At 44.6% G+C, this 19,493-nt stretch carries 17 protein-coding genes; 1 reads left to right on the top strand and 16 read right to left on the bottom strand.

The window, feature by feature from the left end:
• Positions 1–3: 3 nt before the first annotated feature.
• The 12 genes from G632_RS0112075 to G632_RS0112020 all read right to left on the bottom strand — a co-directional run bounded on the left by G632_RS0112075 (position 4) and on the right by G632_RS0112020 (position 12,963).
• Positions 4–909, bottom strand: coding sequence for a DUF5688 family protein (locus G632_RS0112075; RefSeq protein ID WP_022769502.1), 906 nt, complete (start codon positions 907–909; stop codon positions 4–6).
• A gap of 142 nt (positions 910–1,051) precedes the next feature.
• Positions 1,052–1,609, bottom strand: coding sequence for an elongation factor P (gene efp / locus G632_RS0112070; RefSeq protein ID WP_022769501.1), 558 nt, complete (start codon positions 1,607–1,609; stop codon positions 1,052–1,054).
• Between the two features lie 58 nt (positions 1,610–1,667).
• A complete protein-coding gene (locus G632_RS0112065) occupies positions 1,668–2,309 on the bottom strand; it encodes a GDSL-type esterase/lipase family protein (RefSeq protein WP_022769500.1) in 642 nt (213 codons plus the stop codon).
• A 7-nt stretch (positions 2,310–2,316) separates the two neighbouring features.
• The gene (locus G632_RS0112060) at positions 2,317–3,999 is read right to left on the bottom strand and encodes a phospho-sugar mutase (RefSeq protein ID WP_022769498.1); all 1,683 of its coding nucleotides are present in this window, start codon (positions 3,997–3,999) and stop codon (positions 2,317–2,319) included.
• Positions 3,996–4,976, bottom strand: coding sequence for a type I phosphomannose isomerase catalytic subunit (locus tag G632_RS19945; protein ID WP_022769497.1), 981 nt, complete (start codon positions 4,974–4,976; stop codon positions 3,996–3,998). Before G632_RS19945 ends, G632_RS0112060 begins: the two co-directional genes overlap by 4 nt.
• A gap of 71 nt (positions 4,977–5,047) precedes the next feature.
• Positions 5,048–6,256, bottom strand: coding sequence for a hypothetical protein (locus G632_RS0112050; protein WP_022769496.1), 1,209 nt, complete (start codon positions 6,254–6,256; stop codon positions 5,048–5,050).
• Between the two features lie 8 nt (positions 6,257–6,264).
• Positions 6,265–7,284, bottom strand: coding sequence for a glycoside hydrolase family 130 protein (locus tag G632_RS0112045; RefSeq protein WP_022769494.1), 1,020 nt, complete (start codon positions 7,282–7,284; stop codon positions 6,265–6,267).
• Between the two features lie 70 nt (positions 7,285–7,354).
• A complete protein-coding gene (locus G632_RS0112040) occupies positions 7,355–8,536 on the bottom strand; it encodes a glycoside hydrolase family 130 protein (protein ID WP_022769493.1) in 1,182 nt (393 codons plus the stop codon).
• Entirely contained in the window at positions 8,505–9,728 is a 1,224-nt protein-coding gene (locus tag G632_RS19940; protein ID WP_022769492.1) for an AGE family epimerase/isomerase, read from the bottom strand. Before G632_RS19940 ends, G632_RS0112040 begins: the two co-directional genes overlap by 32 nt.
• Positions 9,729–9,749: 21 nt before the next feature.
• The gene (locus G632_RS0112030; protein ID WP_022769490.1) at positions 9,750–10,583 is read right to left on the bottom strand and encodes a carbohydrate ABC transporter permease; all 834 of its coding nucleotides are present in this window, start codon (positions 10,581–10,583) and stop codon (positions 9,750–9,752) included.
• Complete coding sequence (locus G632_RS19935) at positions 10,580–11,479, bottom strand: carbohydrate ABC transporter permease (RefSeq protein ID WP_022764539.1); 900 nt, start codon at positions 11,477–11,479, stop codon at positions 10,580–10,582. The genes G632_RS0112030 and G632_RS19935 overlap by 4 nt, the downstream gene beginning before the upstream one ends.
• 26 nt (positions 11,480–11,505) lie before the next feature.
• On the bottom strand, positions 11,506–12,963 hold the full coding sequence (locus G632_RS0112020; protein WP_022769489.1) for an ABC transporter substrate-binding protein: 1,458 nt from the start codon (positions 12,961–12,963) through the stop codon (positions 11,506–11,508).
• A gap of 250 nt (positions 12,964–13,213) precedes the next feature.
• On the opposite strand from G632_RS0112020, the gene G632_RS21315 reads away from it, so the two are divergent.
• The gene (locus tag G632_RS21315; protein ID WP_022769488.1) at positions 13,214–14,122 is read left to right on the top strand and encodes a helix-turn-helix domain-containing protein; all 909 of its coding nucleotides are present in this window, start codon (positions 13,214–13,216) and stop codon (positions 14,120–14,122) included.
• Between the two features lie 2 nt (positions 14,123–14,124).
• On the opposite strand, the gene G632_RS0112010 is transcribed toward G632_RS21315, so the two are convergent.
• From G632_RS0112010 to carB, 4 genes are read right to left on the bottom strand one after another with little or no spacing between them, the layout of a single operon-like run.
• On the bottom strand, positions 14,125–15,147 hold the full coding sequence (locus G632_RS0112010; RefSeq protein WP_022769486.1) for a LacI family DNA-binding transcriptional regulator: 1,023 nt from the start codon (positions 15,145–15,147) through the stop codon (positions 14,125–14,127).
• A 20-nt stretch (positions 15,148–15,167) separates the two neighbouring features.
• The gene (locus tag G632_RS0112005) at positions 15,168–15,605 is read right to left on the bottom strand and encodes a type II 3-dehydroquinate dehydratase (protein WP_022769485.1); all 438 of its coding nucleotides are present in this window, start codon (positions 15,603–15,605) and stop codon (positions 15,168–15,170) included.
• Complete coding sequence (locus G632_RS0112000) at positions 15,602–16,171, bottom strand: DUF1961 family protein (RefSeq protein ID WP_022769484.1); 570 nt, start codon at positions 16,169–16,171, stop codon at positions 15,602–15,604. The genes G632_RS0112005 and G632_RS0112000 overlap by 4 nt, the downstream gene beginning before the upstream one ends.
• A gap of 42 nt (positions 16,172–16,213) precedes the next feature.
• On the bottom strand, positions 16,214–19,477 hold the full coding sequence (gene carB, locus G632_RS0111995) for a carbamoyl-phosphate synthase large subunit (protein ID WP_022769482.1): 3,264 nt from the start codon (positions 19,475–19,477) through the stop codon (positions 16,214–16,216).
• Positions 19,478–19,493 lie beyond the last annotated feature (16 nt).

The raw sequence follows: 19,493 nt of genomic DNA, 5'->3' as shown, positions 1-19,493 counted from the left end.
TTTTCATGCCTCTTTGACGATAAAGAGTCTGTCGCTGTCCCTGTCGTATTTGTAGAGGTTATCGCTCAGGATTTCCTCATCAGCCACAGTAGTTACATTGACCTCATGAATTATTCTTCTAAGATATTCCACATCAAGTCCGAGGAACGTATCAGGGATCACAATACACTCATGGATTGATGAGGGTATAACAAAAATATCGCTCTCAAAGTCCTCAGAAAGGCCTTTAAGTACGTCGGGATAAAAGATAGTGGCAGCCCCCAGGCACTCTTCTTTATTTGATATCACATATATGCCACAGAGTTCATCCCCTCCGCCCGGTATCGGAGCCGGCATCCCTGTCATTTTCTCAAGTACATCCATAATTCCCTTTATCTTAACCTGCTGAAATCCGGGAGCATTTTCAATTACATTCTCCCATAGCTCCTCTTCTGTAATCTCCCATATATCAAGATGTGAATTCTCAATTATTATTGTGCCCGATCCCAGGCTTGGATGTTCAAACAGTGCAAGGGGAACCAGCGCCAGGTCCAATACTCTCTTTACAGGCACATTCTCAAGCTTTTTCTCATTTTTCTTATAATTCACCGCTTTGAAGAAAAGATGCTTTGAAACCACTGAAAAATCATCAAAAAAGTCCACTTTTGTATCTGCAGCCGGCGCACACTGGTTATACATACCTACCACGTCATCAACCAGCGACATGAGCATAGTTCCTCTGTTGTACTTCTCAAGCATATGATCGATGTAGATCGTGGGAGCAACGTTCTGCCCCTGCTTTCTGATGGTAAGAGCGTGGTACACAACTCCGTTATTCTTTAAAACCTCAGTGCACTCAATCTGAACACCCTCACCTAATTTATCGCTTACTTCTCTTGCCATTACACGGCTAAATTCCTTAATTTCCATATCTGAATAATCTCCTTTAAAATCAAATTTTTTGCAAAAGAAAAGACAATAGTCCCTCGGCGCTTAATGCCGAAAATCCTATTGTCTTAATTAGTTTCTATTAAAATATGACCTTTACTGCGTCAGATATGGTTACGTATTATCAAACTCTGGAGAGGTACTCACCGGTTCTTGTGTCGATCTTGATAACGTCTCCCTCGTTAACGAAAAGAGGAACTGATACGTTAGCACCTGTCTCAACAGTAGCAGGCTTAGTAGCACCTGTAGCTGTATCACCCTTAAATCCGGGCTCTGTCTCTGTGATTGTAAGCTCTACAAACATAGGTGGCTCAACTGCGAATACGTTGCCGTTGTAAGACATAACCTTGCAGGTCTCGTTCTCCTTAACAAACTTGAGAGAATCGCCGATCTGATCTTTAGTAAGACCAATCTGCTCATAAGTCTCTGAATCCATGAAATTGAAGATGTCGCCATCCTGATAGAGATACTGCATATCCTTCTTATCAATACGAGCTGCAGGGAACTTCTCAGTAGGACGGAAGGTTGTCTCCTTAACACCGCCATTGATGATATCCTTGAGCTTGGTTCTTACGAAAGCAGCGCCCTTACCAGGCTTAACATGCTGAAATTCAATAATCTGACATACGTTGCCATCGATTTCGATGGTTACACCATTTCTGAAATCACTTGCAGAAATCATAAATATTCCTCCTAAAATACATAACTCAAACAACTAAGATAGTATAAACTATCCTTAATCATTTTTCAACTGTTTTTGACAAGTAATCCTTCATGTTGTCAAAAATTAACTCGTAAGCCTCAGGCCACATGTGAATTCCATCTGTTGAGAGTTCGCGTTTTAGCTCTCCTGCGTCATCATAAAGACCTTCATTTACATCTATATACTCATAGCAAAATTCTGCTGCGAGCTTTTTTACAACATCATTGGCCCCGGGAAGGCGCTCTTTACGAAGCCTTGCTGCCTCTGCTGCCTCGGGCCAGGCTTGTATTTCCTTGGCAAGAGCCGGATTTACCGGATAATATGCCATCATATAGACCTTCGTCAAAGGAAGCTTTTCTTTTATCTGCTGCAGGACTTCCTTATAATCCCTGTACAGATCCTCCTTGGTCTCCTCAGGTCTGCTGATATCATTGGTACCGATATTAATGAAGATGACAGAAGGATCAAGGTCAAAGATCTGCTCATTCATGGACTCAAGAAGCTCAGGGATTGTGTATCCGCTTATGCCTCTGTTGTAGATTGCCAGGTCAAGCCCTCTGTTTACAAGAATTTCATTTATAGGAAAGTGCTCCATGAGAGATGACCCCACAAACAAAATCTGGCCTTTCCTGGCGCCTCTGTTAAGATGTCTGTATTTTTCAACCATATAAGTATTCATAATACTTTTATACCACAGTAGTCATGTTTTCCTCAATCAGAACAGACAATTCTTTTTCCGCTTTCTGTGCACCGGCCTTATCATCTCCCGGAACCGAGAGGTATATCTTGATCTTGGGCTCTGTGCCTGAGGGTCTTACAACTATGCCTGCACCTGTTTCAAGAGAGAACTTAAGGACATCTGACTTTGGAAGATCATCTACTCCATCAAGATAATCAAGGGTCAGGGCAACTTTTTGATCGCACAGCTCTCCTTTAAGGTTTCTGAATCTCTCCATGATGTTCTTCATTTTCTCCTGCCCTTTGGGGCCTTCAAACTCAAAGCTATAGAGTGTATTCAGATAGTAACCGTATCTTTCATAGAGCTCATTAAGTACACGGACCAAGCTTTTACCCATCTTTCTATAATATGCAAACATCTCGCAAATAAGGAGAGACGCGTTAACTCCGTCCTTGTCCCTTGCATGAGTGCCCGAAAGATATCCGCAGCTCTCCTCAAATCCAAAGACATAATCATCTTTTCTGCCCTGTGATTCTAAAAGGCCTATCTGCTCTCCGATGAACTTGAATCCCGTGAGGACATTGACGGTCTTTACGCCGTAGTGATCAGCAATCTTTTCACCGAGATCACTGGTGACAATGGTCTTGACCATAACAGGGTTCTTTGGCATAGTTCCCATGCTGATCCTGCGTTCACATACGTAGTTTAGCAAAAGACATCCCACCTGATTTCCGGTGAGCAAGACAAAATCTTCTTTATCTCTTACCGCAACTCCAACTCTGTCGCAGTCGGGATCAGTCGCCAGAAGAAGGTCTGCACCTATTTCCTCCGCATAGTTCATTCCTAACCTCATCGCTTCGGGAATCTCAGGATTGGGATAAGGGCATGTCGGGAAATTACCATTGGGATTCTCCTGCTCTTTTACAATATGGACATCCACAAATCCGGCTCTTTTAAGGACATCTGTAACAGGCTTTCTTCCGGTTCCGTTTAGAGGAGTATAGACTATCTTCGCACTTTTATCGCCATCTTCTTCGCCGATCAACGAGAGTCCTAACACCTCATTGATAAAAGATTCATAGACTTCATCAGGCACAAAAGAAATCCTTTCATCACTCTCACTGACCATTCTCACATCAAGTGCATCTGCTTTATCGATATACCCCTGGATTTTTGCTGCAGCCTCGGTGGTTATCTGGCATCCATCCTGACCGTATACTTTGTAACCGTTGTATTTGGCAGGGTTGTGGGAGGCTGTGATCATGACTCCGGCTTTGCACCCAAGTTTTCTCACTGCAAAAGACAAACAGGGAGTTGGCATAAGCTCTTTATATATGTACACATCGATCCCGCATCCGGCAAAGACTTTTGCAGCTGTATTTGCAAAGAGTTCCGACTTTATCCTTGAGTCAAAAGAGATAGCGATGCTCTTTTTCTCATCACCAAATTCGTCATTTAAATAATCCGCTATTCCCTTGCTGGCCTTTATGACAGTATGGACATTCATACGGTTTGTACCGGCGCCTATAACGCCCCTTAAGCCTCCCGTCCCAAAGGAAAGATCCTTATAAAAGGCATCCTCCATTTCTGCTTCATTCTCTTCCATAACATAAAGTTCAGCTACAAGATCATCATCAAGAAGACTTGCCTCTTTCCATTTTCCAAACTCATCTCTGTAATCTCTTTTCATCCTATTCTCCTCTGCTGCTTCTGTCCCGGTGTTGATGCTATGATCTTCATGCTGCCTATAAAGCCCGCCTTCTCATATCCCTTTGGTATGATAAAACTATCTCCCTTTGAGATGGCGCATCCATCCACTTCTCCGTATCCTTCCACAACACTTACCAGCATGAATTCAGACACACCTAAAATCTGTGCCCGTCCTTCAACCTTCATCTCATAGACGTGGTAATACTCACATCCGTAAATACTGTGAAGGGTGTTTGCTCTTCTGTCCCTTTTGCATGCAGGAACCAGGCATTCTTCTATGGGTCTTGCCGGAGTCATGATCACATCCTTACTCTGCTCAAGGTGAAGTTCTCTCTTTTTTCCGCCTTCAAGTCTGTCGTAATCATAGACGCGATAGGTGATGTCACTGTTTTCCTGAGTCTCCAGAATAAGGCAGCCCTTCGTAAGCGCATGCACCGTTCCGGGATCTATCTGCAAAAAATCCCCTTTCTTTACGGGAACTCTATTTATAAGCTGTCCCCATCTGCCCTGATCTATAAGCTCATCCAGTTCACTTTTGTCTCTGGCGCTGTGCCCGATGACAAGACTTGCTTCCGGCGGACAATCAAGGACATACCAGCACTCAGTCTTTCCAAGAGCCCCGTTTTCATGTTCTGCAGCGTACCTGTCATCGGGATGAACCTGTATGCTAAGATCGTCTCTGGCATCAATGATCTTAACCAGAAGCGGGAACACATCACTTTCTTCATCTCCAAAGAGCTCTCTGTGCTTCTCCCACAGTTCAGACAAATGCATGCCCTTATACTTTCCATTTTTCACCGTTACATCACCGCTTGGATGAGCCGATATTCCCCACAGCTCTCCTATATCATTTCCTTCTTCATTGCATCCAAACTCGTCCTTCAGCCTTGTTCCGCCCCAGATGGTGTGCTTGCAGACAGGCTCCAAAAATAGTATCTCAAGATTGTTTTCTTTCATTCTCTCCTCCAATTTTGGGCAACAAAAAAACAGCGATTGCAAAACCGCAAATTCAATCGCTGTTTACTTGGTCAATCCGTCCTGTTTCCGCATGCGTCAAATCCGCGAACATAGTCCGTCAGATTTTTTAGATTTACCTTAGCTATCCCGATCTTCTGATCAGCTGCTCCATAGCCCATGATCAGTTCATCACCTGCCACCACCGCTCCGGTTGTAAAGATACAGGGGCATGGGAATTTATCGGGAAGTTCCCATTTCTGTCTTGCATAAATCAGTCTTTCAGACATACGGTGTTTTATTTCGGGAAAGTCACCGTCTCTTTCCTTAAGTATCATGAATGACTGTGTGTAGCCGTAAGTCGGAAGCTCTTTTCCGTGATAAGATACGAGCCACTCTCCATCTCCTAAATCCAGTGGAGGAAAGCTTGCTCCGACTCTCTCCTCTTCCCAGTCAAACTCACTTTTTGCCAGCAGCTTGTGGGTAGCATCCGCCGTGACAAAGTCTTCAAACTCATCCGCTGCTGCCAGGAAGATAGCAGGAGTTTCTACACCTTCACCTGTCGGAAACTCATAGCTTCTCTCAGGCCTGTGGAGCATAACAAGTTTCTTTGTTCCACCGATATTCATTCTCTTTGGGAAAAAGAAAACGTCCCTGTTATCACTAAGATTCCCGTCCGTAAGCGGTCCTACATAAGAGAATGCTTCTTCGTATTTTCCTTTTTTCAGCTTATTAAGATTGACTTTATAAAGAACCGTGACAGTATCATTTCTCCTGGCAAGAACTCCCACCGGAGAGTCCGGATTCATAACCCAGTCAGGCAGGTTGTCTTTTCTCTTATCCCCTTCCCAGTAAGGTCCCGGAGGAAAGAGTCTGCAGGCAACGGTCAGATAGAGCTGCGCTCCTATGTAAAAGAGCCTTGGATCTTCTATGCACCCGTTGGCATAGTTAATGACTTTCTCTCCCTTATCATTTATCACGTACATATCCTGCTCATCATAGGCAAGCTTCGGGGCAAGAGCAGGTCTTTCAAAGTCAGCTGTAAAGCTCTCTCCCATATCGGTACTCTTTGCATATCCAAGGAATATCGGATATGGATCTGACTTTCCTTTAAGATTAGCCTCCGGCCAGGGGCCTGTTGCCCGAAAGAGCATGTGAATGGTCTTTCCGTCTTCATCAAGAACCAGCGCAGGATTCAGCACCATCGTATCCGCCCAGGCACAACCCTCTTTTGGCTCCAGCACAGGCTCTTTTGAATAAGTGATGATTGGTTTTTCTCTCATCGCTCAAATCACCGCCTTCCAATCTCACGGTCCGTCTCGGAAGTTTTACTGTGCTCCTTAATATAGTCGATGATCTCATCGGTATATCCAAATGCCAGTCCAACATAGCTGTCGGCAGCTCCGTAATAGATGGCGATCTGTCCGGTTTCCCTGTTCTGTACCGTTGCACATGGGAAGCAGACATTGGGCACAAAGCCTCTCTCCTCATACCACTCCTGCGGAGTCAAAAGAAATGTCTCACACCTGTACTTAACAACAGAAGGGTTGTCTATATCCAGGATTGCACCTCCTATGGAATACACATATCCGTTGCAGGTTCCGGTAACACCGTGGTAGAACAAAAGCCAGCCTTCGCTTGTCTCAATCGGAGTTGCTCCTCCGCCTATCTTAAGCGATTCCCACCAGTTCTCGTTGGGGCCCATGACATGTCTGTGCTTACCCCAGTAAGTCATATCGGGGCTCTCGCTTATAAAGATATCTCCGAAAGGAGTGTGGCCTGAGTCTGACGGCCTTGAGAGCAGCATATAATTTCCGTTTATTTTTCTTGGGAAAAGAACTGCATTCCTGTTAAAGGGAATAAAAGGATTCTCAATTCTCACAAACTTCTTAAAGTCTCTTGTCTTTGCTATTCCTATGGATGCTCCGTAAAAATCCTGGCACCAGATGATATAGTAATCATCCTCAACCTTTACAAGACGCGGATCATAAGCGTACTGAGGCATAAAGGGATTTCCATCTTCATCCGTAAAAGGAATCTTCTCACTATCAATATCCCACTTAATTCCATCTGCGCTTCTGCCCATGTAGATCGTAGGAATACCGTTTGTCTGCTCTCCTCTGAAAACTCCTATGAATCCGTCCTCATAGGGCATTACTGCGCTGTTAAATATTCTTGCAACTCCCTCCACAGGATTTCTGTCAATTATGGGATTGGCATTGTATCTCCAGATAGGAGCTCCCTTAAGTCCCTCAGGCTTATCCTGCCAGGGCATGCGCTCTGTTCCGGGTCCGAAAATCTCGTACTTCATTAGTTTTCTCTCCTTTTTGGTCCTAAGGGGGTACCGCTTGCGGTGGATTCCTTAGGACGGTCTACTGTCTTCACGATTGGTTTATACTACCCAATAGTTCAAGGTTTCTGTTTATCAAATCGTCTCTTTGTCTTACACACAGGACCGACCTGCCGGGATCCTGCGGGGTTTTGAAACAGTAGTCAAGTAGCTTGTCCACTGTGGTTGTTGCAACATGCATTCTTGTATCTGATGATGCATAATAAATAAACACCTCTTCTTTCTCATTAACTATCGCTCCGTTTGTAAACACAACATTGGAGACATCTCCTACTCTCTCATCACCTCTGGGTCCAATTAAAAGACCTGACGGCTCAGCGATAACTTTGGACGGGTCCTTAAGATCTGTCACAAAGCAGTAGAGAACGTATCTGAGCCCTGCTGCCGTATTTCTTACTCCGTGAGCTATATGTATCCATCCTCTTGCTGTCTTTATAGGCACAGCACCGGCTCCATTCTTAGCCTCGGTGATGGTGTGATACTTACGAAGGCTCGTCATCTTCTCCTCGTCAATCACTGCCTGAGTGATATCGCTGCAAAGCCCAAATCCGATTCCGCTTCCGCTTCCTGTCTCAATAAAATCATCCATCGGTCTTGTATAGAAGGCATACTTGCCATCTACAAATTCAGGATGAAGAACAACGTTTCTCTGCTGGGGGCTTCTCAAGGTGACAAGATTCGGAAGTCTCTCCCAGTTCTTTAGATCCTTTGTTCTCACAATTCCTGCCGAAGCCACTGCTGCAGAGAGGTCACTTACAGATGTATCCTTACTCTCCGAGCAGAAAACTCCGTAGATATATCCGTCTTCATGCTGGGTAAGTCTCATGTCATAAACATTTGTCTCTTCCTTGCAGGTATCCTCCAACAGAACCGGATGATCCCAAAATCTAAAACCGTCTATTCCATTCTCACTCTCTGCAACTCCAAAGAATGACTTCCTGTCATTTCCCTCAATTCGTGCAACAAGGTAATACTTCCCGTTCAGATAGATAGCTCCTGAATTCATGACTGCATTTACGCCAAGTCTCTCCATGAAGTAGGGATTTTCGTCTTTATCAAGATCGTATCTCCAGGTAAGCGGAATATGTTCTCTTGTGAGAACAGGATATTTATATCTGTTATACAGACCGTTATAAAAATCAGACGGCTCATTCTTCCTTGTGATAAGCCTCTCCTGCTTTTCAAGCTCCTCGTAATACTTTTCGTGAATCATCTGCTGCTCCTTTTTTAAGTCTGTTTATCATTTCAAAGCACATTCTGCCGTTGTGGTAGGGACACTTCCAGGGCTCTACTATAGGTCTTTTGCCCGGATTTCCATTTTCATCAACCTGCCAGAACCACTCCGAGCCCTCTCTCTTGTCGATGATATGGCTCTTTGTGTACTGCCATATGCTCTTTGCAGCCTGCAAATACTCAGGCTTTCCGCTTCTTAGGTAGCCATTTACAAACCCTACCATGGCCTCCGACTGCACCCACCAGATTCTGGTATCATCCCTTACTCCGGCTTCGCATTCATTTACAAAAGATCCATCAACCATGGCTTTTTTATAGGTGTTCTCCAACATATCAAGGGTCATACTCCGAATCTCCTCTGCATCTTTTGCTCTTAGGTACTCACCGCCAAGAGTATCGAGCGCAAGGTCGATAAGCCAGGAGCTTTCAATATCATGGCCGAAGCTGTGAAGGTCTATCAGAGAGTTGTAGTTTATGTCAAAGAAGACCTCCTGCCTGTGTTTCTTTTTGTTGTAGATTCTGTCCTTAAAGATAAGGAGCAAGTCTGAGAGTTTCTTTCCTATACACTTTTTGATGGCAGGATCATCTGTCACATCATATAAGAGCGTGTAGGCTTCAAGCACGTGAAGCGCTGTATTCATGGTTCTTTCAGCCATAACTCCGTTCTCGGAGAGCTTGTCGTTGGGAAGAAGGTTAAAGTCTTCATCAAAAGCCTCAAGATAACCGTCATTGTCCCTGCACATCTCCTCTATCAGGAAAAAGAGCTTGTGCGCCAGATTAAGCGCCTCCGGTTCAGCTGTTGCTCTGTAGTATTCCGATAAAGCATATATGGCAAATGCCTGATTGTACGTATGTCTTGTGCTATCGAGAACCTTGCCGTCGTAGGTAACAGACCAGCAGATTCCTTTTGTTCCATCACCTGCAAGTTTGTCTTTTAAAAACCTGTAGGCGTGGTCTGCTTCTTCAAGAAGCGATATGTCTTTTAACTCGTTAAATGCCCTTGAAAAGAACCAGAGAATGCGGCTGTTTAGTATGGCGCCTTTCTCGGCTTTTTTATCCAACTTAAGATCAAAATCCATAAGGCCGTAGTAGCCGCCGTATTCATCATCTCTAAGCCCTTTCCAGAAGGGTATGATATGTTCCGTTAACTCTTTTTGTATTTCCTGTAACATTTCAAAACCTCAAAAACTCTTTTATCCCTTAACTGCACCCTGCGTTATTCCGCTGTAAATCTGCTTCTGGCAAAGGATAAATACCAAAAACGCCGGGAAGATCGAAATAAGGACACCTGCGCAGATCAGGTTGTACTGGCTTCCCATGGGACCAACAAAGGTATAAAGGGAAGTGGACATGGTTCGTATCTCCTTGTCCATAAGATAAAGATTGGCGCAGTAGTACTCGTTGTAGACCGATACTCCTTTTAATATGCACGCTGTAACAACCGCCGGCTTAAGAAGCGGAAGGATTATTTTCCAGTAAACCGTCCAGTAGGAAGCACCGTCTATGATTGCTGACTCATCCACTGAATTTGATATATTCTCCATAAACTGAATGAAGATATATATGGAGATGACATCAGTTCCGCACATCATGATGATATAGCCGTAGAGGTGATTTACAAATCCCAGGGTACTCATGATCTTGTACACTGTAACCTGCATGGCAATTGACGGAAGGAGTGATGCAAACAAAAACAGATTTCTTATGAGGGTATTTCCTAAAAACTCAAAGCGGTTCAGTACATAAGCAAGCTGTGTTCCGACTACAACAGAGACCACGAGAACAACCACCATTACTATGAGAGAGTTCATAAATGCCCTGCCCATGTTTGCTGTCTGAAAGGCCTTGACGAAGTTATTGAAGTATAACCAGTTTGAGGGGGGTGTAATTACATTTGTTGTCTGATACTCCTCCGATGTCTTGAATGCCGTAAATATGCAGGATACTACAGGTACCACAGCTGCAAACGCAAAGAATACAAGGATCAGATATTTAATTATGTTTATTAATAACTTTCTTATCTTCATGCGTCTGCCTCTCTGAAAACATATTTAAAGAACAGTTTCTGCAATATGGTGACTATGAATATGATCACCAGAAGTACCACAGCCATGGCACTTGCAAGTCCTACTTTCTGCGTGACATGTGCAATCTCGTTCATGATAACGAAGTAGGTTCCTGTTCCGTTAGCACCTCCCGTTATTACAAACGGAGGTTCAAAAGCACTTAAGGATCCGGTTATTGACAGGATCACGTTTAAGGTGACAATGGTCTTGATACTCGGAAGAATTATGTGAAAGAACTGCTGGAAGCGATTTGCTCCGTCCAGGGAAGCTGCCTCATATAGCTCAGCATCCACCGACATGATCGCTCCGATAAAAAGGACCATGTTCTGTCCGAAGTAGCGCCATACAGATGTCGCCACCAGGGACCAGTTATTTACACTCTGATCTTTTAGCCAGTAGGGAAGAATGTCCTTGTTCACTCCAATGATCCCCAATATTGAATCAAGGACGAATCCTCTTGTGTAAAAGAACTTGAAGATAAAACCGATAGCAATTCCGCTTATGAGATAAGGAAAGAACATCATTCCTTTAAAGATGTTTCCGCCCTTTACCCCAAAGCTTAAGATCGTTGCCAGAAACAGTGCCAGTGCCAGCTGAAACAGTGCACCGGCGCAGTAATAGAAACTGAGCTTTAATGCCTTGAAACAATCGTCTCTGGTAAACACATCAATATAGTTTTTCCATCCCACAAAGACTCTTTTGTCCGGTGGTGTAAGATATTTCATTTTGTAAAAGCTAAACTGTACCATCTGCGCAAAGGGCAGGTAGGTAAAGATAGCAAGAAGAAGTAATGGGACAGTGATAAAGCTGATTATTATTACAGTCTGTTGTCCCTTTCTACTTTTAAGCCATTTCATTGCCCCATCCTCCTTGGTTTTAACAGTTACTCATTTACTGATACGCCGAGAACTTCCTGAGCCTGTGTCCACTTCTCGTTCCACTCGTTCATGATGTCATCGAATTCCATATCGCCCATTGACGCATGCTCGATGATGAGCTGGATTCTTCTGTCACCGCCTGCTCTGTAGTTGAGCTCTGACTCGGAGTTGAGTTCATTGAGAAGATCCTCTTCTCCCTCTGCTGCAGGTGCTTCCTGAAGGAATTCAACATTGTCAAATGAAAGCTTTGTCTCAGTGCTTCCTGCCTTGATTGGAAGACCATCTTCGTTGTATACGAAGCCTGACTGCTCAGTCATCCACTTTACAAAGATGATTCCTGCCTGCTTTTCATCATCGGGAGCATTCTTATTGATACCATAGCAGTAGTCAGGACCTGCAAGAGCGTACTGCTTGCCATTTACTGTTACAGGGAATGGCATGTATCCGATATCTGCTGCGTTCTCTCCGGCAGCTTCCATCTGAGGATAAGCCCATGATCCAAGGACCATGCATCCGATCTCACCTCTGTTGATCATACCCTTGCAGCCTTCCCAGTCGGTTGTTGAGTAATCATCCTCTGTAAGTCCCTGCGCAACTGCATCATAGAGAATCTTGTATACAGCGTAAGGGTGGGTTGAATCGCCATAATCTCTGAAAGGATCCTTCTCATGAAGAAGTGTTCCGTTGGTGTAGTTAACATCACCTGTTGCACTGATTCCTGTGTAATCATCCCAGCTTCCCATTGTCCATCCTGCTGCGTAGTTGGTGTAGAGAGGGATGATTGAAGCATCGTGCTCCTTGATCTTCTTAAGAGCAGCCAGAAAATCCTCAGGAGTCTTGGGAAGTTCTGTTACGCCTGCCTCCTCAAACACTCTCTTGTTGTACACGATACCCTGCGCTGTTGCTGTTGAAGGTACTCCGTAAACCTCACCCTGGTACTCCCAGTGATCTGCGTAGTTGATCTGTCCGTTCATAACATCAAGAGTTCCGAATGACTCAAAGTATGAAGAAAGGTCAGCCTTGTCAATTGCAGGGATGAGGATTACTGTCTCATAATCTCCTGACTGAAGGTGTGTCTTGGCATCCTCTGCGTAGTTTGTATCTGTGATCACGTTTACTGTGATATCAGGATAAACTTCATTGAAGGCCTCAATGTATTCCTTCCATGTAACTCCGCCATAATCCTCTGAATCAAGGTCTGTTCTGTTGCTGAAGAAAGAGATCTCTGTATTAAGATCAGTAAAGTCTTCACCAAGAACAAGATCAGCATAAGACTTAATGCCCTCTGCTTCAGATACAGGAGCATCTGCTGTAGCTACCTGCTCGTCTTCTGCCTGTGCTACTGCACCTGTATCTGTGCCTGTCTCCTGACCGCTTTCAGATACGGTTGTCTCCCCGCAGGCAACCGCACCTGCTGCCATGATTGTAATAAGTGTAACCGCTAAAGCTCTTTTCAATTTCATATTCATCCTCCTTTAAACGAGCTCTGTTTCATTTACTGATTGAAGAATACATTATTTACTTTTTTTAATCATCTATTATTCTTGCGTTTTATAGCTCATTCTTGCGTTAATGGATTTATCTTTTAATTTTTTAGCTTTTTACTCATCTATTTAGCTTATTTTACCTAATTAACTTAAACGTTTTAGTTAATTTTAGGTTGATATTTCCTATTTTACTTACTATAATGGTCCCATAAACAGGAGTAATATCATGACACCGGCAAAATACACCACGATTGATGAACTGAATAATATCTTCCGTTTCCACAGACTCTTCGGTAGTGGCACGTCTTTTACCGATGTCCTTGACACCAAGAGATTCATGGCCTGTGGCTGCGAGTCATTGGATCCTCTTATCCTCAGAGCAGTATTTGGCGGAGCCATTACCTACGGTATCCCAACCACCTTTGAATGTATCGATAATCCATTCTATTTATTATTATATATCGAAAAAGGGGATGCCTTGATAAAGACAAAAGACAGCATAACGATGCCGGAGAGAAGCATGATACTTCTTAGGCCTTACGAGAATTTCCGCTTCGACACCAAGAGTACTCCCTGCTATTTCCATTTGTTTTTGTTATCAGGGGAATCCTTAAGATTATATACAGAGCATTCATCCAAGGTTATAGAATTTAAAGAAAAGCATATTGGAACGCAGCTCTCCTACCTGCAAAGGCTGCTGCTAAGGCAGGGAGCGGACTCAGAGCTTCTAAGAGCCAGAATCCTGACCGATATCCTCACGGAAGGGTATCTTGCAGGTTCAAAGGCCCTTGCCCCCTCAGCTACTCCCGGTATTCCCGGCTATATCCAGGAGATGAAGTCAATACTTGATCAGGAATATAACACCTTTATTACTTTAGATAACCTTGAGCAGAGGCTCCTAATAAGTAAATACAGGCTCTGTCGTGAGTTTAAAAACTACTACGGCCACTCACCACTTCAATATCTCAACAATGTCAGGATCCAGCAGGCCAAGACACTTCTTGAGCAGACAGATATAACGGTAAATGCTGTCGGGTACGACGTTGGCATCGCCAACACCAGTCATTTTATCAAACTCTTTAAGAGAGAAACCTCGCAGACACCTGCAGAATACAGAAAAAACAAAAGCTCTTAGCATCAGCTAAGAGCTTTTACACTGTCTTTTTCTATAAGATGTCCCGTTATAATGTGCGTTCCCATTTTCACTTCCTCTCCCTTTAAAAGAGATGTCAGATAGGAAACTGCCTTCTGCACCATAACAGGCATATCTACTTCATAAGTGGTTATCTCCACGTCGCAGACTCCCGGGAAGATAAAGTTATCATATCCTACAACCGAGAAATCATCGGGGACCTTGTACCCCTCTTTCTCCAGCCTTTTAATAAGTACTCCTGCTGTAAGATCGCAGTTACATACAAAAGCTGTCGGAAGTTCCAGCGGAAGCGGGAGCTTATCCGGTTCAAAGATGATTCCCGTATTCTTATCTCTGTCCTCAATCTGCCAGTCAGGTCTTACCTGAATTCCATGCTCCATCATGGACTTTACATATCCCAGATATCTGTCGGTGATGGATGTTGTCTGCAAAAGAGATCCGACAAAGGCTATATCTCTGTGCCCTTTGTCAAACAGATAATTGGTCATATAGTAGGAGCCATAGAAGCTGTCTGATATAACAGACACTTCATCTCTGGATTCGTCGCAGAAATCCAGATACACCAAAGGAATATCTCCTGCTACGCTCTTTATGAACTCGCAGTACTGCCTTGAAAACTCACCCTGCATCACAAGAGCATCTATCTTGTTTTCCTTAAGAAGATTCGGAGCCGTCAGCTCTTTTTCCATGTCATGGGTTATAAGCTCTAAGATAGTGAAATCTCCCTGAGCACCAAGCCGGCTTGTGAGCATCTGATACATCTGCAGATAGAATGAATTGTATTTACTAAAGTACTTGTCGTGAATGATGATACCTATGTTATGGCCCTTTGTTTCACTGCGGATAGCAGCGGAGGGCTGAACGTATCCCATCTCATCCGCAAGCCTTAAGATCTGCTGACGGGTACTCTCACTGACACCCTTCTGTCCTGTGAGGGCTTTGGATACTGTGACAACACTCACTCCAACTTTTTTGGCTATATCTGCCATCTTAACTGTCTTTGCCATGTAAGTAGTCCTTTGGTGGTTTATTTTAGCGCTTCGTGTATGTAGTCCATAGCCTCAAGATAGCCGTTAAGGCCATGTCCGTAAATCTGTTTATCGCAGGCAGGAGCTGTTACGGAAACCTTACGAAACTCCTCCCTGGACTGGATATCCGAGATGTGGATCTCAACCTTGATGATATCTTCAAGGCTCTTAAGTGCATCATGGATAGCATAACTGTAATGGGTATATGCTCCGGGATTTATGACAATCCCTACTGTGCCATCGCTGTAAGCCTCCTGAAGCCTGTCGATAATGGCTCCCTCATGGTTTGACTGATAGCACTCCACCTCATCTCCGTCGGCTGCTGCCTTGTCTTTTATCATGTTGCACAGGTAATTGTAGTCCTGATTACCGTAGACTGCCTTTTCCCTGATCCCCAGGAAATTGAGGTTTGGTCCGTTGATCACAAGTATCTTCATATCCAGCTCACCTTTAAGTTTTTGTATAGAGCAACTGTCCCCGGAAGCTGGCCAAGGCCCATGTTGCCTCCTGTCAGGATGTCACCGAGAGTAATTCCGTCGTCGTGATAATGTAAGAGTTCAAGATTGTCTATTCCGTAGAACACGTCTTTTCCGCGCTTTACTGTAGAGAGATGATACCACTCATCCTCTCCGGCGCCTGCCATGGGGTCTGCACCTCTATAAACCAGGTTTTCGTATCCGTTCTTGTACAGTGCACAGGTGTGAAAAGACCTCTCCCTCTCCGACTCTCTGTTGTAGTAAGAGAGCAAAAACTCCGAGATCCTGTCCCCTGCATTCTTGGCAGCAAAGTGAAGCTGTGCTCTTCCGGCATCCGAAAGAGGCTTGAACTCAAAATCTATTCTCACGTCCGCAGGAAGGGGCTTGGTATACCAAAGTACTGCTTCTCCCAAAGAGCTGATGCACATTGCGTCTTTGGAAAAAGAAATATCGGCGTCCCCTTCAAGTACTAAATCCTTTATATCCGATTCACTACTTAGAGCATTCTCATAAATAACTCTAGGCATAAAGATTTGTATCTCCAATCAGATTTTTATAAGTCTATTAAATCATATCTTACTTATATCAACCAGTTCAAGACCTTCTTCACCCACTGCGCACTCAAGGCTTGTAACCAGGGCTCTTGCAGTATCAAGGGCAGTGATAACATTAACACCTGTCTCAATGGCTGTTCTTCTGATCATGAAGCCGTCTCTTGTCTTGTCTCTTCCCTGGGTAGGAGTGTCGATTACAAGGTCGATCTTGTGTCCCAGGATAAGGTCGATGACTGTAGGAGATTCCTGGCTGATACGATTTATCTTTCTCGCCTTGACGCCGTTTTCGTTGAGGGTCTGGGCTGTGGATCTCGTTGCATAAATGATGTAACCCAGCTTCTCATAGCGCCTTGCGATCTCAATGACTTCACCCTTGTCAGCATCCTTGACGGTGATGATCATCTGTTTGTGCTTAGGAAGGTTTACTCCGGCTCCAAGGAATGCCTTATAGAGAGCCTCGTTGAAGCTCTTACTAATTCCAAGGCACTCACCGGTACTCTTCATCTCAGGTCCAAGGCTGATCTCAGCTCCTCTGATCTTTTCAAAGGAGAATACAGGCATCTTGATGGCGATGTGGTCTGCTTCCTTCTGAAGTCCCGGCTCATAGCCAAGGTCTTTTAGTTTCTTACCAAGCATGACCTGAGTTGCAAGATCAACGATCGGAATACCAGTGACCTTACTGATGTAAGGAACGGTACGTGATGATCTCGGGTTAGCCTCGATGATATATACCTCATCTCCTACTGCGATGAACTGAATGTTGATAAGGCCTATTACATGAAGTGCCTTTGCAAGTCTTCTTGTGTATTCCGCAATAGTGTCTTTTACCTTCTGTGAAAGAGACTGTGCAGGATATACAGAGATTGAGTCGCCGGAGTGGATTCCGCTTCGCTCGATATGCTCCATGATACCCGGAATTACAATGTCTTCGCCGTCGCATACGGCATCAACTTCTGTCTCAACACCCTGAAGGTACTTATCTACAAGTATAGGATGGTCCTGAGCATATCTGTTGATGATGCCCATGAACTCCTCGATCTCCTGATCTGAAAGAGCAATCTGCATACCCTGTCCACCAAGGACGTAGGAAGGACGCACCAGTACAGGATAGCCCAGACGGTTTGCAACCTCTTTGGCCTCTTCTGCTGTGTAAACGGTAGCTCCTTCAGCACGCTTTATCTGGGTCTCCTCAAGGATGCGGTCAAAGATCTCTCTGTCTTCAGCTGCATCAACATCTGCTGCATCGGTTCCGTAGATCTTAACACCCATCTTCATGAGGTCCTGAGTGAGCTTTATCGCAGTCTGACCACCAAACTGAACTACTGCTCCGTCGGGCTTTTCAAGTCTTACGATATTCTCAACATCCTCAGGTGTAAGGGGTTCAAAGTAGAGCTTGTCTGCTATATCAAAGTCTGTACTTACTGTCTCAGGGTTGTTGTTGATGATTATGGTCTCATAACCTGCCTTCTTAAACGCCCAGGTTGCATGTACTGAGCAATAGTCGAACTCGATACCCTGACCGATCCTGATAGGGCCTGAACCCAGAACCAGAATTTTCTTTTTGTCAGAGGTCTTTAAAAGAGCTTCATCCTCTGAATCAGGGCCGTTGTAAACCGAGTAGTAGTAAGGCGTCTGAGCAGCAAACTCTGCTGCACAGGTATCAACAAGCTTGTAGGAAGCCATAATGTTATAGAAGTCCCTCAGCTCTTTTAACACGGAAACATCAAATCTTGTGAAGCGGGAAATTACGCTGTCAGGATACTCAAGGCGCTTTGCCTCAAGGAGAAGGTCATAGCTTATTGCCTTCTTGGCATCTTCGAGAGTGCCGGTCTTTCCTGCTGTATTTCTCTCACCTGCACGAAGGAGCCTGAGTTCCATCTTAACAAGGGTGTGGAGCTTATCAATAAACCAGAGGTCGATCATGGTTATCTCATGTATCACCTCATGGCTGAATCCGCGGCGAAGAGCCTCTGCGATAACCCATATTCTCTGATCGTCAACTACAGTAAGGCGCTTCTTAAGATCATCATCATCAAGATCTGAGAAGTCATAGCTTGTAAGGCAGTCAACATGCTGCTCAAGAGAGCGGATTGCCTTCATCATTGCACCCTCAAAGTTGGTGCATATACTCATTACTTCGCCGGTGGCCTTCATTTGTGTTGTAAGGGTTCTCTTGGCGGTAATGAATTTATCAAAAGGAAGACGCGGGAACTTAACTACGCAGTAGTCAAGGGCAGGCTCAAAGCTTGCATAGGTCTTTCCTGTGATTGCGTTCTTGATCTCGTCCAGGGTATATCCAAGGGCGATCTTGGCTGCAACCTTGGCGATAGGATAACCTGTTGCCTTACTTGCAAGGGCCGATGAACGGCTTACACGAGGGTTAACCTCGATTACGCAGTACTCAAAGCTTGTGGGATGAAGGGCGAACTGTACGTTACAGCCTCCTGTTATTCCCAGCTCATTGATGATATTAAGAGCAGAGCTTCTGAGCATCTGATATTCCTTGTCGGTAAGGGTCTGTGAAGGTGCCACAACAATTGAATCACCGGTATGGACGCCGACAGGGTCGATGTTTTCCATGTTGCAGACGGTGATGCAGTTTCCTGCTCCGTCACGCATTACCTCATACTCGATCTCCTTCCAGCCTGCGATACAGCGCTCAACAAGAACTTCATTGGCTCTTGAAAGCCTTAATCCGTTCTTAAGAATCTCTTCACACTCTGCCTGGTTGTGGGCAATACCACCGCCTGATCCGCCAAGTGTGAAGGCGGGACGAAGAACTACCGGGTATCCAATCTCTCTAGCAAAAGCAACACCGTCCTCAACGTTGTGAACAACGGTAGAAGCTGCGCAGGGCTCTCCGATCTTCTCCATGGTATCCTTAAATTCCTGTCTGTCCTCAGCCTTTCTGATGGTCTCGGCTGTGGTTCCAAGGAGCTTTACATTATGACTCTTTAAGAAACCTGACTCGTCCAGCTCCATACCAAGGTTAAGTCCTGCTTGGCCTCCGAGAGTAGGCAGGATTGAATCCGGCTTTTCTTTTTCAATGATCTGTTCAAGAACCTTGACGGTGAGAGGCTCAATGTAAACCTCATCCGCAATGTCCTTATCTGTCATGATGGTAGCGGGGTTTGAATTTACAAGGACAACCTCAACTCCCTCTTCCTTTAAGGATCTGCAGGCCTGTGTTCCGGCGTAGTCAAACTCCGCAGCCTGTCCTATTACAATGGGTCCCGAACCGATTACAAGGACCTTCTTAACGTCTTTATTCTTTGGCATAACTAAAATATCCTTC

This window comes from Butyrivibrio sp. NC2007 (assembly GCF_000421405.1).
GTDB lineage: Bacteria > Bacillota > Clostridia > Lachnospirales > Lachnospiraceae > Butyrivibrio.
The sequence above is the reverse complement of the archived record's forward strand: the minus strand, read 5'-3'. Positions and strand labels throughout refer to the sequence as shown.

What these genes read in the sequence shown, in the direction of transcription:
- G632_RS0112075 (WP_022769502.1), bottom strand. Translation starts at nt 909, where the DNA reads ATGGAAATTAAGGAATTTAGCCGTGTAATGGCAAGAGAAGTAAGCGAT.
- efp (WP_022769501.1), bottom strand. Translation starts at nt 1,609, where the DNA reads ATGATTTCTGCAAGTGATTTCAGAAATGGTGTAACCATCGAAATCGAT.
- G632_RS0112065 (WP_022769500.1), bottom strand. Translation starts at nt 2,309, where the DNA reads ATGAATACTTATATGGTTGAAAAATACAGACATCTTAACAGAGGCGCC.
- G632_RS0112060 (WP_022769498.1), bottom strand. Translation starts at nt 3,999, where the DNA reads ATGAAAAGAGATTACAGAGATGAGTTTGGAAAATGGAAAGAGGCAAGT.
- G632_RS19945 (WP_022769497.1), bottom strand. Translation starts at nt 4,976, where the DNA reads ATGAAAGAAAACAATCTTGAGATACTATTTTTGGAGCCTGTCTGCAAG.
- G632_RS0112050 (WP_022769496.1), bottom strand. Translation starts at nt 6,256, where the DNA reads ATGAGAGAAAAACCAATCATCACTTATTCAAAAGAGCCTGTGCTGGAG.
- G632_RS0112045 (WP_022769494.1), bottom strand. Translation starts at nt 7,284, where the DNA reads ATGAAGTACGAGATTTTCGGACCCGGAACAGAGCGCATGCCCTGGCAG.
- G632_RS0112040 (WP_022769493.1), bottom strand. Translation starts at nt 8,536, where the DNA reads ATGATTCACGAAAAGTATTACGAGGAGCTTGAAAAGCAGGAGAGGCTT.
- G632_RS19940 (WP_022769492.1), bottom strand. Translation starts at nt 9,728, where the DNA reads ATGTTACAGGAAATACAAAAAGAGTTAACGGAACATATCATACCCTTC.
- G632_RS0112030 (WP_022769490.1), bottom strand. Translation starts at nt 10,583, where the DNA reads ATGAAGATAAGAAAGTTATTAATAAACATAATTAAATATCTGATCCTT.
- G632_RS19935 (WP_022764539.1), bottom strand. Translation starts at nt 11,479, where the DNA reads ATGAAATGGCTTAAAAGTAGAAAGGGACAACAGACTGTAATAATAATC.
- G632_RS0112020 (WP_022769489.1), bottom strand. Translation starts at nt 12,963, where the DNA reads ATGAAATTGAAAAGAGCTTTAGCGGTTACACTTATTACAATCATGGCA.
- G632_RS21315 (WP_022769488.1), top strand. Translation starts at nt 13,214, where the DNA reads ATGACACCGGCAAAATACACCACGATTGATGAACTGAATAATATCTTC.
- G632_RS0112010 (WP_022769486.1), bottom strand. Translation starts at nt 15,147, where the DNA reads ATGGCAAAGACAGTTAAGATGGCAGATATAGCCAAAAAAGTTGGAGTG.
- G632_RS0112005 (WP_022769485.1), bottom strand. Translation starts at nt 15,605, where the DNA reads ATGAAGATACTTGTGATCAACGGACCAAACCTCAATTTCCTGGGGATC.
- G632_RS0112000 (WP_022769484.1), bottom strand. Translation starts at nt 16,171, where the DNA reads ATGCCTAGAGTTATTTATGAGAATGCTCTAAGTAGTGAATCGGATATA.
- carB (WP_022769482.1), bottom strand. Translation starts at nt 19,477, where the DNA reads ATGCCAAAGAATAAAGACGTTAAGAAGGTCCTTGTAATCGGTTCGGGA.